The following is a 14,723-nucleotide window of genomic DNA, read 5'->3' as shown; positions in this document are numbered from 1 at the left end:
TATAGTTAATAGGTTACGTATGGAAAGAATAATGAAAGTTATCAACATTATGCTAATGGTAATAGTTGGCATATTGTTACTTATCAGTGTAATGATATTCTTTCAAGTTAGTCAGTCAGACCTGAGTAAGATTAAAGATTGGTGGGCACCATTAAGTGCTGTGGCTACTGCTGGTACTTTTGTAGTTGCATTGATTGCTTTATTGAAAGCACCAAACTGGTTCAATCAAAAAACTAACGAAGAAGGATATTCAATTGCTAACCAAATTATATACACTGACTTACCTGAGATAAGGATACTGAGCAATAAATTTAGAGTTAAATTTACTGCATTTTGTTATAATGCATTTCAAAGTTTAAATAACGAAAAAGTTAATGAAAGTTATACAAATTCTTTGATTGTTGATGTCGAGACATTGATCAATGAATTAACATCCGCCAACTATTCATTAATTAAAAAATTAGGGTCATTAAAACGATACAAATGGTATCCAAATGCTAAGCTTAATGAAAATTTAAAGTTGCTTAATGAAATAATAAAAGAAACAAACGATTTGAAATCCGATTCTGATATAGAAATGGATAAACTTTTAGTTACCTTTATGTATGTGGATCGCAGAAATGAGCTAACTGATGATGACAGACAATTGTTTAAAAAATCAGTTCAAGATATAGTTGGTAGGTGTCATGAACTACACAGAAACACTACCTCCATAATTTCAAAAATAACTGATTCTGATCACCCAATAACTTATTTATTTGTACATCCGAAATAAAATTTACTCCCCTGAACAGCACCGCAACAAACAAACCTAAAAATGGTACTGAACAGGGGATCGATAGTGTACTGTTAAGTGATAACAGATTTCATTTACAGATTTTTGCAGGATTATAATGAAAAAGTAATAAAATACTTATCGGCTCAGTAAGTACCTTGTGTATTCAGAGTACTTATAACTTGGATTTAGATAGTTAATTGCTAAGGCACTGTAAGATGAGGGGAGGGTTGGACGGGTAGCTTTGGATGTACAAAAAAAGGATTTATAACTGAATATTATGTAATGAGATATGTTCTGATATTGATTAGGTTTGATCAGTACCTCAAAACCATTCATAAAATAAATTAAAGGCGAATAAATCGAGTGCGTCAGCAACGAGATTTATTCGCCTTTAATTTTATGTTCTGTTGCGGCTCTGCCGCGATAGAACATGCCCATTCATTTCAATGTTATGTATCTATTCTTTTCATGTACATCAATCAATATTAGTGTAAACGAATCAAGATTAAAGCCGTTCAGCGAACGGCATCAATCTATCTTAACTATTCGATTTTACTCATTCGCTTTGCTCATTCGCACAAATCGAATAGTTAAGAGGTTTCAAATGATTTTTCTAACAAATGAGTACCTATAAAAAAGGGACTTTCTCTCTTATAATATGAACAAATGTCCCTTTTTAAGTTTAACTCTTCCCATCTTTCCCCCTTTCCTAAAGTGCCTTACCAAAAATAGGCCATGAAAAAGGGGCATCAAGCCCCTTATTTCGGTTCTACTGATAAAGTATCTTGCAGTTCATCAAAATTTTCACCTGAAAATTGTGGATATTTCTTTATGGTTTTCTTAACCCATTTTTCAAATCGATACATAGTATCTGCTTTGTGATTCCATTTATTTTTCCAGTTCTTGAATAGGTCTTTCAATTCGTCACATACACTTAGTACATTCTTCTTTTTCAACGAACGCAAACCAATATCTATTTTGTTTACAGAACCAGAAGGAATGCTATTAGCAATCTCATCATCATAGACATACACAGTTACCCGTTCATCACTGTCATAATTACGTACACAGCTACGGTACACGAATTGATAAAATTGCTCCGTTTCGTACTCTTTGAGTGCATCCTCACGTGTTAAATCAAAGAGATCATTTAAGTACTCTTCGGCCTGTGGATGTGCGTTACATGCAACCATGAAGATGCATGTATTGTAATCCTGATACTGATTCAAACCTCTTGTTACTACTGGTACACGTGCACCGGGTAATCTGAAAGTACTTTTATCGTTAGTAGTCCAGTAATAAGAATCAACTGGTACATTATCAACGATCCATTGCTGTACTTTCTTAATATTGGCACAGTTCTTTTTAAGCTGTTCCTTCGATAGCCCTTTATCGTGCTTTGTTGTATCAAAAAAGTACTTAACATCGATACGAAGATCATTAGCGTTGATAGACTGATAATCCAAAGGTAGTTTTACTTTCTTGAATAAGTGCGACCATCTTTTATAAAGTAATGAATGTTCAAAGTCATTTGCCAGATAAGTTATATCGATACCTGCATCGATATAACGATTAAGATCATACCACCCAGCAATTACTAACTGATTTGCTTTACCTAATAATGAATCATTTAATACTGCAATCTTGTGATAGAATTTCAATGTCTTGTACTGTTCTTTGAGTAGGTCAACGTCGGCTGATAATTTCACATCGTCATTAATCTGTACTGATTTATACTTATAATTGACTGGATCATTATCAACACTGCTTAACTCTAAGTACTCTTTCTCAGTTATTAACATTTTATTGTAAATGTTAATAATATCTTCCCGATCTGTATCGCTAATGCCTCTTATAATTAGGTCGAAAGATTTAGTACAATCATCAATCCACACTTTCCAACCTTTTAAGCGATTTGGTTCGATACGATAAAACATCTTATCTGTAATCATTATTATATTGTGTTCACCGCTTGATAGAGTCGTATTGATTCGTTGCAGAAGGTTAATGCTTAAATCATCCTCTGATACAATCATTTCTGGTCTATGATGCTCTAAATACTTATAGAATTGTTCTAAAAGTACTTTGGTGCTTTGTACGATTATGTGATATCGCTGATGACCAGTAGCGATTCCTTCGTTAATCATCTTCTGCATATGTAGTCCTTTTCCCGAACCACATTTACTACTGATAAATTCAAAGTAGTGCTGTTGATAAAAGTTATTGTTCATGTAAATTCCTTTTATTATCTGGCATCAATGCCATCTTTTTTATTAATTGTGTCGATTTTCTCGTATATAATGTTAAATTTCCTAAGTTAAAATCTCGTAAAAGAACAAGCCTTTAATTTGTCCAATTACTAAGAGGCTACTATTCTTTTTTGTTATGCAAAAATCAAAGGGATTACCTATTCAAATTAAATTTTGTTGAGGTTTTAATCCTCATTGTTTTTTAATGATTGAATATGATTTTTACAATGCATTAAAATTTATAATTAGCTAAGTTATTTAATGGTTGTCTTTTTTGCGTGACTGTCTCTCTAACCATGCCTTAACAAGAGCATCAATATCTAAAGGAGGATTGTTTTGATAATTTCTCAAATCATGCTCATTCTCTAAAATTTCTAACTCTTCTATAATGCTTTGTTCATAATGTTCTTTCATTTTCATTAATATATATCCTTGTTAATTAAAAATAATATGCTTAACACACCTTAAGGATAGGACATAAATCAATGCCGTTTCATATAAAAATAACATGTTATAAGTGCGATAAAGTTAACCGGTAGTAGTAGATTGCTTGTTTTATATATTTTGGGATGCTTGGTTACTTTAAAAATTAATAAAGGAGTAGATTATAATCGATAGTTCTTTCAACTATTGTTGCCAAAGCATATTTGATTGTAACTACAAAATTTTAGATAACTTCCTTGACCCAAATAATTAAATCGTAAGTAATGAAGCTTTTATTGATTTTATGTGAGGTACAAATTGGGGTACAAGGGGAGGTACAGCGTGAAGAAAGGATAACCATAAGTGCAAGCTTGCATCCCAAGGCTACTTCTCCTAAGCTGGTAATTAATAAAGAAATGTAATCAACATGACTCGGGGTGCCCTTCTTTGTGAAGGCTGAGAAATACCCGTACCACCTGATCTGGATAATGCCAGCGTAGGGAAGTCAGATGCCCGCCCGGCATCCCTTCTTCACGCCGGGCAGGAGCGAAACCATGCAACCTGACCTGCTTGATCGTGTGCAAACCGCACATGCGTTACAGCAATTCCGCCATCTTTCCCCCCTTGTGCACTGTATGACCAACGACGTCGTACAAACCTTCACGGCCAACGTGTTGCTGGCGCTTGGCGCATCACCGGCGATGGTGATTGAGCGCGAAGAAGCGCAGCAGTTCAGCGCCATCGCCGATGCGTTACTGATTAACGTAGGCACCTTGACCCGCGAACGCGCTGACGCGATGCGCGCGGCGGTTGAAAGCGCCAACGCCGCACACAAACCCTGGGCTCTCGATCCTGTTGCTGTTGGCGCACTGACATTCCGCTCTGATTTTTGCCAGCAACTGCTGGCGCTACATCCTGCCGCCATTCGCGGCAATGCCTCGGAAATTCTGGCTCTTGGCGGAATGACCACAGGCGGGCGCGGGGTTGATACCACCGACACTGCCAGCACCGCCCTTCCGGCGGCACGTAAACTGGCCCAGCAGACGGGCGCGGTTGTCGCCGTGACGGGGGAAGTGGATTACATCACCGACGGCACCCGCACGTTGAGGGTAACCGGCGGCGATGTGTTGATGACGCGCGTGGTTGGCACCGGCTGTGCGCTCTCCGCTGTTGTTGCCGCCAGTTGTGCACTGCCCGGCGACAGAGTCGTGAATGTCGCCGCGGCGTGTTCCTTTATGGCGCAGGCGGGCAGCCTGGCGGTTGCGCAAAGCCAGGGGCCAGGCAGCTTTGTTGCGGCGTTTCTCGACGCGCTGTACACCCTGGGCGGGGAGGGACGCGTATGAAACGGATTAACGCATTGACCATTGCCGGCACCGATCCCAGCGGTGGCGCGGGGATTCAGGCGGATCTGAAAACCTTTTCGGCACTGGGCGCGTATGGTTGTTCGGTGATCACCGCGCTGGTGGCGCAAAACACGCGGGGCGTACAGTCGGTTTACCGTATTGCGCCGGATTTTGTCGCCGCGCAACTTGATTCCGTGTTGAGTGATGTGCGCATCGACACCACCAAAATCGGCATGCTGGCGGAAACGGACATCGTGGAAGCGGTGGCGGAGCGGTTGCGCCGTTACCAGGTGCGCAATGTCGTGCTCGATACGGTGATGCTCGCCAAAAGCGGCGATCCGCTGTTATCACCTTCGGCGGTCGTTGCGATGCGCCAGCAGTTACTGCCGCACGTTTCACTTATTACGCCCAACTTACCGGAAGCCGCCGCGCTACTCGATGCGCCTCATGCAGGTAGCGAAAAAGAGATGCATGCCCAGGGCGAAGCGCTGCTGGCGCTCGGTTGTGAAGCCGTGCTGATGAAAGGCGGCCATCTCGATGACGCCGAAAGCCCGGACTGGTTATTCACGCGCGACGGCGCACAGCGTTTCACCGCGGAGCGCATTAACACGAAAAACACCCACGGCACAGGCTGCACGCTTTCTGCTGCGCTGGCGGCGCTGCGACCACGCCATGCAGACTGGGCCGCGACCGTGGCAGAAGCGAAACGCTGGCTCACTGCCGCGCTGGCACAGGCCGACTCGTTGGAAGTGGGCCACGGCATTGGGCCGGTGCATCACTTTCATCAATGGTGGTAAATCAGGATCCGAAACGTGCCAGCAGATAATGCTGAAAAATTGAGCTACGGTGGAAAATATCGCATCACGGTACCAGGCTTATTTTTGCCCACCGCCAGGTGGGTGAGGACAATCCAATTCGCCTCGCGCGAAGCTTACGGGAGCAAAGTGATGACTGATATTGTGCAGTTACTTGGCAACGACGCCGAAAGCCTTCTGCAACACCGTTGCATGACCATCCCAGCCGACCAGCTTTATCTGCCCGGGCACGATTATGTTGACCGCGTCATGATCGACAATAACCGCCCACCGGCGGTATTGCGTAATATGCAAACGCTGTATAACCACGGCCGACTGGCAGGCACGGGCTATCTCTCCATTCTGCCGGTCGATCAGGGGATTGAGCACTCCGCAGGCGCGTCGTTTGCTGCCAATCCACTCTATTTTGATCCGAAGAATATTGTCGAACTGGCCATCGAAGCGGGTTGTAATTGTGTGGCCTCCACCTATGGTGTGCTGGCGTCGGTCTCCCGCCGCTATGCGCACCGCATTCCTTTCCTCGTGAAACTGAACCATAACGAAACCCTCAGCTACCCGACCGAATATGACCAGACGCTGTATGCCAGCGTTGAGCAGGCTTTCAATATGGGCGCGGTCGCCGTGGGTGCGACCATCTACTTTGGCTCGATTGAATCTCGCCGCCAGATTGAAGAGATCTCCGCCGCCTTTGAACGCGCCCATGAATTAGGCATGGTCACTGTGCTGTGGGCGTATCTGCGTAACTCCGCCTTCAAAAAAGAGGGCGTGGATTACCATGCTTCCGCCGATCTTACCGGCCAGGCGAACCATATCGCCGCCACCATTGGCGCAGATATCGTGAAGCAGAAAATGGCTGAGAATAACGGCGGTTATAAAGCGGTGAACTTTGGTTACACCGATGAGCGCGTCTACAGCAAACTGACCAGCGACAACCCGATAGACCTGGTGCGTTACCAACTGGCGAACTGTTACATGGGTCGCGCCGGGCTTATCAACTCCGGCGGTGCTTCAGGCGGTGATACCGACCTGAGCGATGCTGTGCGCACGGCGGTGATTAATAAACGCGCGGGCGGTATGGGCCTGATCCTCGGTCGAAAAGCATTTAAGAAAACCATGGCTGACGGCGTGAAACTGATTAACGCCGTGCAGGATGTCTATCTCAACGAGAAAGTCACCATCGCGTAACGTTAGTCTTCCCCTCTTCCTGCGGGAGGAGGGGGAAACCCCGCTGAAATCCCCCTCGGATCCCGATCACAATTTCGTAACCTTTTGTGAAAACTGTCACGCATCCTCGTGCGCATGCCCAAAAAATGGCGGCTGCTTAGCGCTATTTGTCCGAGGATGTGACCATGTTTTGTGCATATATTGATTTATGAAACAGCTTTTCAAAAAGTCAAGGATACGAAATGAAAATTGAATCTGTAAACGTCACTGTCTTCCAGCACCCCACGCGCCGGGTCTCGGACAGCGCCGGGCATTCGCATCCGGGAGCGGAAACCCAGGCGAAGATGGCGATGTTAACCATCACGGCGGACGATGGCAGCAAAGGTTACTCCTTCGCGCCGCCGGAAGTCGTACGCCCGTTTGTATTAAATGCTTTTTTCCGCAAAGTAATGGTCGGCCAGGATCCCTTTAACCGCGAGCGCATCTGGCAGGATTTGGTGCACTGGCAGCGCGGCAGCGCCCATCAACTCACCGAGCGCGCGCTGTCGTTTGTTGAACAAGCGCTGTGGGATTTAATTGGCCGCACGCTGAATATGCCGGTTTACAAACTGCTCGGCGGTTACCGCGATAAAGTCCCTGCCTATGGCAGCACCATGTGCGGTGACGAACTGGAAGGCGGCCTTTCCACACCGGACGAGTACGCCACCTTTGCCGAAAAACTGGTGGCGCGCGGTTATAAAGCCATCAAGCTGCACACCTGGATGCCGCCGGTGAAGTTCGCCCCGAACCCGAAAATGGATGTCAAAGCCTGCGCCGCCGTGCGTGAGGCGGTCGGCCCGGATATTGATTTAATGATCGACGGCTACCACTGGTATAGCCGCACTGAGGCACTCTACATCGGCAAGGAACTGGAAAAACTCGATTTCGCCTGGTTCGAAGAGCCGATGGAAGAAGAGAGCATGTCTTCCTATGCCTGGCTGGCGGAGAACTTATCGATCCCGATCATTGGGCCGGAGAGCCTGGGCGGGAAGCACCACAGCCGCGCCGACTGGGTAAAAGCCGGAGCCTGCGATATTTTGCGCGCCGGAGCCAACGGCGTGGGCGGCATTTCGCCAACGTTGAAAGTGGCGAATCTGGCGGAGTCGTTCGGCATGGATTGCGAAGTGCATGGCAACGGTGCGGCAAGCCTCGCGGTGATTGGCGCGATCCGCAACTGCCGCTGGTACGAGCGCGGTCTGCTGCATCCGTTCCTCGAGTACGACCAACCGGCGGCGTACCTCAACAGTATCGTCGACCCGATGGATAAAGAGGGTTTCGTCCATCTGCCGCAGCGTCCGGGGCTCGGCGAAGACATTAATTTTGCGTATATCGAAGCCAATACCGTCAGCCACGACTGACATATAAAAACTCTTACCCTACATGGCGGTATACATGAAAAAAACGTCCCTCGCGGGAGCGTGCTTACTCGCGCTCTCGCTGATGATGGGCAGCGGCGCGGCATATGCCAAAACGCCGCCCGATCAGCTCATCATCGGCATGAACATGAACAACCTGCTGAGCCTCGATCCGGCGGCGATGACCGGCAACGAAGTGGTCGGCATTGTGGTTAACCTTTACGACTCGTTGGTGGAGTTAGATCCCAACGAACTGACCAACGTGAAACCGGCGCTGGCAAAGTCCTGGGAAGTGAGCCCGGATGGCAAAACGCTCACCTTTCACCTGCGCGACAACGTGAAATTTCACTCCGGCAACCCGCTGACCGCTGAAGATGTGGTGTGGTCGATGCGCCGCTTATTGCACCTGAATCTCGCGCAGGCCTCGGTGTGGAAATCCTACGGCTTCAGCAAAAAGAATATCGACCAGCAGGTCAGCGCACCGGATGCCTACACCGTGCAGATCGCGCTGCCGAAAGCCAATGATCCGCAACTGGTAATTTACTCTCTCGGCGCACTTGGCAATCTCGGCGTGCTCGACAGCAAAATCGTGCAGAGCCACGCGGTAAATAACGACTGGGGCAACCGCTGGCTGACCACCAACGAAGCGGGTTCCGGGCCGTTTATGCTGGAAACCTGGCAGGCAAAAGATGTGCTGCGCATGAAGCGCAACCCGCACTACTGGCGCGAAGAGCCGAAACTGAGCCGCGTGGTGCTGCGCCATTTCCAGGAGTCGCAAACCCTGCGCCTGATGCTGGCGAAAGGTGACCTGGATATCGCGAACAATATGGCGGTTTCCGACATTAATGCCCTGCGTAAAGACCCGAATGTCACCGTGGAAGCGGTGCAAAAGGGCACGGTTTATTACGTGGCGATGAGTATGAAAGAGCCGCATTTCGCGAGGGCGAAAGTGCGCGAAGCGGTGCGCTACCTGATTGATTATCAAGGCATTAACAAAGCGCTGATGCCGGGTTACGGCGTGCTGCACCAGCGGCCTATCAAAGCGGGCATGCCCTCGACACTGCCAGATCCTGGCTACCGGCTCGATATTCCCCGCGCTAAAAAGCTGCTGGCGGAAGCCGGTTACCCGGAAGGCTTTGATACTACCCTGCGTGTGCTTGCCGATCAGCCGTTTCTCAATATCGCGATAGCGGTGCAATCCACGCTGATGCAGGCGGGGATCAACGCCAAAATCATCACCGGCACCGGTAACCAGATTTACGGCGCCATGCGCGAGCGTAAGTTCGACATGCTGGTCGGGCGCGGCGGCAGTGGGGTTGAACCGCATCCGCACTCCAGCCTGCGCGCGTTGGTTTACAACCCGGACAACAGCGACGAGGCGCGTCTTACCAACTTCCAGGGCTGGCGCACCAGTTTTTATGACAAACCGCTGAACGAGATGATCGACAAGGCGCTGCTGGAACGCGATCCCGATAAGCAGAAAGCGGATTATCAGCAGATCCAGATACGTTATGACCAGCTGATCCCGGCGCTGATCCCGCTATCACAAATGGTCGATTCGGTGGTGGTGCGCAACGAAGTGAAAAACTTTCAGTCGCATCCGTCGGCCACCACTTTCCTGCGCGAAGTATATAAAAGCGCCGCCACCGGAGGAGAGAAAGGATGAGTACGCTACTGCTTGCGCCTGGCTCGCGGGCCAGACGGCTGTCAAAACGGCTGACGCAAATCGCCGTCACCCTGTTCGGCTTACTGCTGCTGACCTTCTTTATCGGCCGCGTGATGCCGGTTGATCCGGTGCTGGCGATTGTCGGCCCGGATGCGGATCACAGCACCTATCAGCAGGTTTACCAACAACTGGGGTTTGATCAATCTCTGCTGACCCAGTTTGGTATCTATCTCAATAACTTGCTGCACGGCAATTTAGGCAATGCGCTGCTCACCGGTAAGCCGGTGCTGGACGACATAGTGCGTGTCTTCCCGGCAACGCTGGAGCTGGCGACCGTCGCCATTATCGTCGGCGCGGGGTTGGGTATTCCCCTCGGCGTGCTGGCAGCCGCGCGGCGCAACAGCGTGTCGGATTATGTGGTGCGTATTATTAGCCTCGCGGGCTATTCGACACCGATTTTCTGGGTCGGGATGATGGGGCTGCTGCTGTTTTACGCCTGGCTTGGCTGGGTCGGCGGCGCAGGTCGTTTAGATCTGGGGCTGGATGGCGTGGTGCCACACCATACCGGGTTGATAACGATTGATGCACTGCTGGCCGGCAACGGCGCGGTGTTCTGGAATGCGCTCAATCACCTGGTATTGCCCGCCTCGCTGCTCGGTTTTCACTCGCTGGCTTACATCAGCCGTATGACGCGCAGCTTTATGCTGGCGCAACTGTCGCAGGAGTTCATCATCACCGCGCGGGTCAAAGGGCTGACTGAACGCCAGGTCATCTGGAATCACGCTTTTCGCAATATCCTCGTGCAACTGCTGACGGTGGTGGCGCTGGCCTACGGTTCGCTACTGGAAGGGGCGGTGCTTATCGAGACGGTATTCTCCTGGCCGGGTTTTGGTTCGTATCTCACCGGCAGCCTGCTGCTGGGCGATATGAATGCGGTGATGGGCTGCGTGCTGCTGGTGGGGGTGATTTTTGTGATGCTCAACCTGCTCTCCGACATGCTGTATCAACTCTTTGATCCGAGGACGAAATCATGACCGTCTCTTTTGATACGCCGGTTTCCTCCGCCAGCCACGAACGCAGCCTGCGCGTAAAACGCGGGTTTGGGCGCGCGGCAGGCTTTGTCGGCAAGATGGCGCGTAACCCACTAACCGCCATTGGCGGCAGCATTATTTTGGCGCTGTTAATAGTGGCGATTTTCGCTCCGTGGATAGCGCCTTATAACCCGCTGGTGCAGGATTTAAACAATGCGCTGAGCGCGCCGAATGCCGCGCACTGGTTTGGCACCGACGAGTTTGGGCGCGATATCTTTAGCCGCCTGGTGTACGGCTCGCGCATCACGCTGTATATCGTGCTTTTGGTCTCCGTGACCGTTGGCCCGCTCGGCCTGCTGCTTGGCGTTACCGCCGGGTACTTTGGCGGCAAAGTCGATATGGTGCTGATGCGCGTCACCGATATCTTTATCTCCTTCCCAAGCCTTGTGCTGGCGCTGGCGTTTGTTGCCGCACTCGGTCCTGGCCTTGAGCATGTGGTGATTGCCATTACGCTCACCGCCTGGCCGCCGATTGCGCGTCTGGCGCGGGCGGAAACCCTATCTCTACGCCAGGCCGATTTTATCTCGGCGGTGCGTTTGCAGGGCGCGTCCTCCGTGCGCGTACTGTGGCGGCACATTGTGCCGCTGTGCCTGCCATCGGTGATTATCCGTATCACCATGAATATGGCAGGCATCATTCTGACCGCCGCCGGTCTTGGCTTTTTGGGGCTCGGCGCGCAACCGCCGGAGCCGGAGTGGGGCGCGATGATCTCCAGCGGGCGCACCTACATGATGGAGTGCTGGTGGGTAGTGACCATTCCGGGGCTGGCAATTCTCATTAACAGCCTGGCGTTCAACTTTTTGGGAGACGGCTTACGTGACATCCTCGATCCTCGCAGCGAATAATTCGCCGCTTCTCGATGTGCGCAACCTGCATGTCGATTTTGTCAATGGACGCGCGGTGACCAACGCGGTGCGCGGCGTCTCCTTTAGCCTCGGTCAGGAAAAGCTGGCGATTGTCGGCGAATCCGGCTCCGGCAAATCCACCGTCGGGCGCGCGCTGCTGCGCCTGCATCCGGCAAAGGCGCGTATTCAGGCTGACTGTATGCAGTTTGGCGATATCGATTTACTGCATGTCAGTGAAGCGCAGATGCGCCAGATCCGCGGCAAGCGCATCTCGATGATTATGCAGGACCCGAAATACTCGCTGAATCCGGTAGTGTGCGTCGGGGATCAGATTGCCGAAGCCTGGTTGACCCATCATCCGGGCAAAAAAGCGGAGGCGAAAGCCAAAGTGCTGGAGATGCTTGATGTGGTGCGCATCCGCCAGCCGGAGCGGGTTTATCAGCTTTATCCGCATGAGATTTCCGGCGGGCAGGGGCAGCGCATTATGATCGCCATGATGCTGATAACCGACCCGGAACTGGTGATTGCCGATGAACCGACCTCGGCGCTGGATGTCTCGGTGCGCTTGCAGGTGCTGGGTTTGCTTGATGATTTAGTGAAATCCCGCGGGCTGGGGCTGATTTTTATCAGCCACGATATCAACCTGGTGCGCAGTTTCTGCGACCGCGTGCTGGTGATGTATGCCGGGCGGGTAGTGGAATCCATCGCCGCCAAAGATCTTGATAACGCGCAGCATCCGTACACTCAGGGGTTGATTCACGCCCTGCCGGAAATTCACAACCGCCGCCCGGTGCTGCCGGTGTTGCAACGTCAGGCCAGCTGGCTTGGCGAATAAGGGGAGCCGCATGATTAACGTGAAAAACCTCCACCTCGCCTTTGGCGAAGGGGAGAAGCGCAGCCAGGTGCTGAGCGATGTCAGTTTTGCCGTGCAGCCGGGCGAGATTTACGGCCTGGTCGGCGAGTCCGGCTCCGGGAAAACCACGGTGCTGAAGTGCCTGGCGGGACTGTTTACCCACTGGGAAGGGGAACTGGCGATTAACGGACAGAAACTGGAAAAACGCCTCAGCCAGCCGCGCTGTCGGCTGGTGCAGATGGTGTTTCAGGATCCGTACGGTTCGTTGCATCCGCGCCACACCATTGGCGATATTCTCGAAGAGCCATTGCAGATCCACGGCATTAACGATCGCGATCGGCGCATCAATACGCTGTTGGATAAAGTTGGTTTAAGCCGCGCGTTTCGCGAGCGCTACCCGCACCAGCTTTCCGGCGGCCAGCGCCAGCGCGTGGCGATTGCCCGGGCGCTGATCCTTGAGCCGCGCGTGTTGCTGCTTGATGAACCGACTTCCGCGCTGGATGTGTCGGTGCAGGCGGAGATCCTTAATTTGCTGGCGGCGCTGCATCAGGAGTCGCAGTTAACCTACCTGATGGTGACGCATGATTTGGGGGTGATCGCCCATTTGTGCCAGAAGGTGGCGGTGATGCAGTACGGCAAAATCCTCGAAACCTTGGCCGTTGATGCGTTGGTCAGCGGCGCGGCGCAAACGGATTACACGCGGATGTTGGTCAATGCCAGCCAGCAATACAGCCGCGAAATGGCGCGGGAAGTGGCGGCGTATTGAATTCGTGTGCCGTCTCGTAGGCTGGATAAGGCGGAGCCGCCATCCGGCAAAACTGCCTGATGGTGCTTCGCTTATCAGGCCTACAAACCGTTCAGCCATACAACCGTTATTTATTAACGCGTATCTTACAGCGATGGGGTTGAGTCCCCGCCGAAATCGGCGAACCGAAGCGTGACTGACAAGGACTGGACGCCAGGGCTGGCGGCCAGAGGCGAACCGAGCCAGGACGGCGTGTCGAGCCGACCGCTGTCTGGCTCGGGGGTGGTGAGCGCTGTGCGAAGCACCTTTTTCCCTGCGGGGCCGCGGGGATTGACAAGGGGAACGCGGTGTTCCCCTTGTCCCGTTCACCGCATGACGAGTTTCTGAAACCACTGAACGCCTGGTGAACGGAACCATTCCACAACGGTGATATATACGTTAACGCAATAACGGGCAATCCGGCGGCAACCGGCACTGCAATGCATTGGGCACCACTTCAATGCGGAAATGCTCACCGCGCAGCGGTTCGCCATCGAGGTTAAAGGTGATGTCGTGCGGGGCGCTTATCTCAAACCACGCAGACTGACCATCGACAATATGCGGGTTATCCTCCGGCTGGGTTAAGGTCGTGACCAGCGCAGGCAAAATCTCATCGCCGGTAAAAATACGCAGTTGCAGCAGCCCGTCGTTAATCAGCGCCTGCGGGCAGAGTTGCTGACCGCCGCCAGCCTGACGCCCGTTACCGATGCCAATCACCAGCGCGTCGCCCTGCCAGTGAAAATCCTCGCCGGTAATCTCGCAGCGATCGGCTTTCAGCATATCCATGCGCATCAGGCCATGAATCAAATACGAAACGCCACCGAGTGCGGCTTTGAGTTTCTCCGGCGTTTCGCTGGTGATGCGGGTTCCGAAACCCCCCGTCGCCATATTGATAAAACAGGTTGCATCATTCACCTTCGCAATATCAATCGGCACCGCTTTACCGACAATCGCCAGTTGCAGCGCTTTGTCCAGCAGTTCAGGAATGGCCGCGCTGGTGGCGAAATCATTGGCGGTGCCGAGCGGTAAAATCCCCAGCGCCGGAACATTGTCGCCTGCACAATTGACTAACGCGCTCGCCACTTCATTAATGGTGCCGTCGCCGCCACCGGCAATCACCGTCGCCACGCCAAGCTGCTGTGCTTCTTGTACGTAGCGCCCGGCGTCGCCCTTTTCCCAGGTGACGCGCACCTGAATATCCATACCTTCATCGCGCAGCAAATTCACCGCTTCGCGAAGCGTTTCGTCACCGGCGTTTTTACCATTGAGGATCAATAAGCTTGAGGGAAATGCACGCATTCTTTTCATCCTGACAGAA

The 14,723-nt window shown here is 51.3% G+C and carries 13 protein-coding genes and 1 riboswitch; of the genes, 10 read left to right on the top strand and 3 right to left on the bottom strand.

The window, feature by feature from the left end; translation table 11 throughout:
- The first annotated feature begins 31 nt into the window (after window positions 1-31).
- Complete coding sequence (locus Q5705_03965; GenBank protein WLI77725.1) at window positions 32-775, top strand: hypothetical protein; 744 nt, start codon at window positions 32-34, stop codon at window positions 773-775.
- Window positions 776-1,536: 761 nt separating this feature from the next.
- Here Q5705_03965 and Q5705_03960 read toward each other — a convergent pair.
- Complete coding sequence (locus Q5705_03960) at window positions 1,537-3,009, bottom strand: hypothetical protein (protein WLI77724.1); 1,473 nt, start codon at window positions 3,007-3,009, stop codon at window positions 1,537-1,539.
- A 276-nt stretch (window positions 3,010-3,285) separates the two neighbouring features.
- Entirely contained in the window at window positions 3,286-3,447 is a 162-nt protein-coding gene (locus Q5705_03955; protein ID WLI77723.1) for a hypothetical protein, read from the bottom strand.
- Between the two features lie 426 nt (window positions 3,448-3,873).
- Window positions 3,874-3,970: riboswitch (TPP riboswitch) on the top strand.
- A gap of 34 nt (window positions 3,971-4,004) precedes the next feature.
- Here Q5705_03955 and thiM point away from each other — a divergent pair.
- The 9 genes from thiM (at window position 4,005) to Q5705_03910 (ending at window position 13,387) form a co-directional block, all read left to right on the top strand.
- Window positions 4,005-4,793, top strand: a complete 789-nt coding sequence (gene thiM, locus Q5705_03950; GenBank protein ID WLI77722.1) for a hydroxyethylthiazole kinase — start codon at window positions 4,005-4,007, stop codon at window positions 4,791-4,793.
- On the top strand, window positions 4,790-5,590 hold the full coding sequence (gene thiD / locus Q5705_03945; protein WLI77721.1) for a bifunctional hydroxymethylpyrimidine kinase/phosphomethylpyrimidine kinase: 801 nt from the start codon (window positions 4,790-4,792) through the stop codon (window positions 5,588-5,590). Before thiM ends, thiD begins: the two co-directional genes overlap by 4 nt.
- Window positions 5,591-5,740: 150 nt before the next feature.
- On the top strand, window positions 5,741-6,793 hold the full coding sequence (gene fbaB / locus Q5705_03940) for a class I fructose-bisphosphate aldolase (protein WLI77720.1): 1,053 nt from the start codon (window positions 5,741-5,743) through the stop codon (window positions 6,791-6,793).
- 221 nt (window positions 6,794-7,014) lie between these two features.
- On the top strand, window positions 7,015-8,169 hold the full coding sequence (locus Q5705_03935; protein ID WLI77719.1) for a mandelate racemase family protein: 1,155 nt from the start codon (window positions 7,015-7,017) through the stop codon (window positions 8,167-8,169).
- Between the two features lie 34 nt (window positions 8,170-8,203).
- Window positions 8,204-9,832, top strand: coding sequence for an ABC transporter substrate-binding protein (locus Q5705_03930; GenBank protein ID WLI77718.1), 1,629 nt, complete (start codon window positions 8,204-8,206; stop codon window positions 9,830-9,832).
- On the top strand, window positions 9,829-10,866 hold the full coding sequence (locus tag Q5705_03925; GenBank protein WLI77717.1) for an ABC transporter permease: 1,038 nt from the start codon (window positions 9,829-9,831) through the stop codon (window positions 10,864-10,866). Before Q5705_03930 ends, Q5705_03925 begins: the two co-directional genes overlap by 4 nt.
- A complete protein-coding gene (locus Q5705_03920; protein WLI77716.1) occupies window positions 10,863-11,768 on the top strand; it encodes an ABC transporter permease in 906 nt (301 codons plus the stop codon). The genes Q5705_03925 and Q5705_03920 overlap by 4 nt, the downstream gene beginning before the upstream one ends.
- Window positions 11,740-12,603 carry an ABC transporter ATP-binding protein gene (locus tag Q5705_03915; protein WLI77715.1) on the top strand — a complete coding sequence of 288 codons (864 nt, stop codon included), beginning with the start codon at window positions 11,740-11,742 and terminating at the stop codon, window positions 12,601-12,603. The genes Q5705_03920 and Q5705_03915 overlap by 29 nt, the downstream gene beginning before the upstream one ends.
- A gap of 10 nt (window positions 12,604-12,613) precedes the next feature.
- Complete coding sequence (locus Q5705_03910; protein ID WLI77714.1) at window positions 12,614-13,387, top strand: ABC transporter ATP-binding protein; 774 nt, start codon at window positions 12,614-12,616, stop codon at window positions 13,385-13,387.
- Window positions 13,388-13,804: 417 nt separating this feature from the next.
- Here Q5705_03910 and yegS read toward each other — a convergent pair whose 3' ends face one another.
- Complete coding sequence (gene yegS, locus Q5705_03905) at window positions 13,805-14,704, bottom strand: lipid kinase YegS (GenBank protein WLI77713.1); 900 nt, start codon at window positions 14,702-14,704, stop codon at window positions 13,805-13,807.
- Between the last annotated feature and the right edge of the window lie 19 nt (window positions 14,705-14,723).

This window comes from Kosakonia sp. H02, assembly GCA_030704225.1.
Taxonomy (GTDB): domain Bacteria; phylum Pseudomonadota; class Gammaproteobacteria; order Enterobacterales; family Enterobacteriaceae; genus Kosakonia.
Note: the sequence above shows the minus strand (reverse complement) of the source record. Positions and strands in the feature narration are given on the sequence as shown.

What these genes read in the sequence shown, in the direction of transcription:
- Q5705_03920 (WLI77716.1), top strand. Translation starts at nt 10,863, where the DNA reads ATGACCGTCTCTTTTGATACGCCGGTTTCCTCCGCCAGCCACGAACGC.
- Q5705_03930 (WLI77718.1), top strand. Translation starts at nt 8,204, where the DNA reads ATGAAAAAAACGTCCCTCGCGGGAGCGTGCTTACTCGCGCTCTCGCTG.
- Q5705_03925 (WLI77717.1), top strand. Translation starts at nt 9,829, where the DNA reads ATGAGTACGCTACTGCTTGCGCCTGGCTCGCGGGCCAGACGGCTGTCA.
- thiM (WLI77722.1), top strand. Translation starts at nt 4,005, where the DNA reads ATGCAACCTGACCTGCTTGATCGTGTGCAAACCGCACATGCGTTACAG.
- thiD (WLI77721.1), top strand. Translation starts at nt 4,790, where the DNA reads ATGAAACGGATTAACGCATTGACCATTGCCGGCACCGATCCCAGCGGT.
- fbaB (WLI77720.1), top strand. Translation starts at nt 5,741, where the DNA reads ATGACTGATATTGTGCAGTTACTTGGCAACGACGCCGAAAGCCTTCTG.
- Q5705_03910 (WLI77714.1), top strand. Translation starts at nt 12,614, where the DNA reads ATGATTAACGTGAAAAACCTCCACCTCGCCTTTGGCGAAGGGGAGAAG.
- yegS (WLI77713.1), bottom strand. Translation starts at nt 14,704, where the DNA reads ATGCGTGCATTTCCCTCAAGCTTATTGATCCTCAATGGTAAAAACGCC.
- Q5705_03935 (WLI77719.1), top strand. Translation starts at nt 7,015, where the DNA reads ATGAAAATTGAATCTGTAAACGTCACTGTCTTCCAGCACCCCACGCGC.
- Q5705_03955 (WLI77723.1), bottom strand. Translation starts at nt 3,447, where the DNA reads ATGAAAATGAAAGAACATTATGAACAAAGCATTATAGAAGAGTTAGAA.
- Q5705_03960 (WLI77724.1), bottom strand. Translation starts at nt 3,009, where the DNA reads ATGAACAATAACTTTTATCAACAGCACTACTTTGAATTTATCAGTAGT.
- Q5705_03965 (WLI77725.1), top strand. Translation starts at nt 32, where the DNA reads ATGAAAGTTATCAACATTATGCTAATGGTAATAGTTGGCATATTGTTA.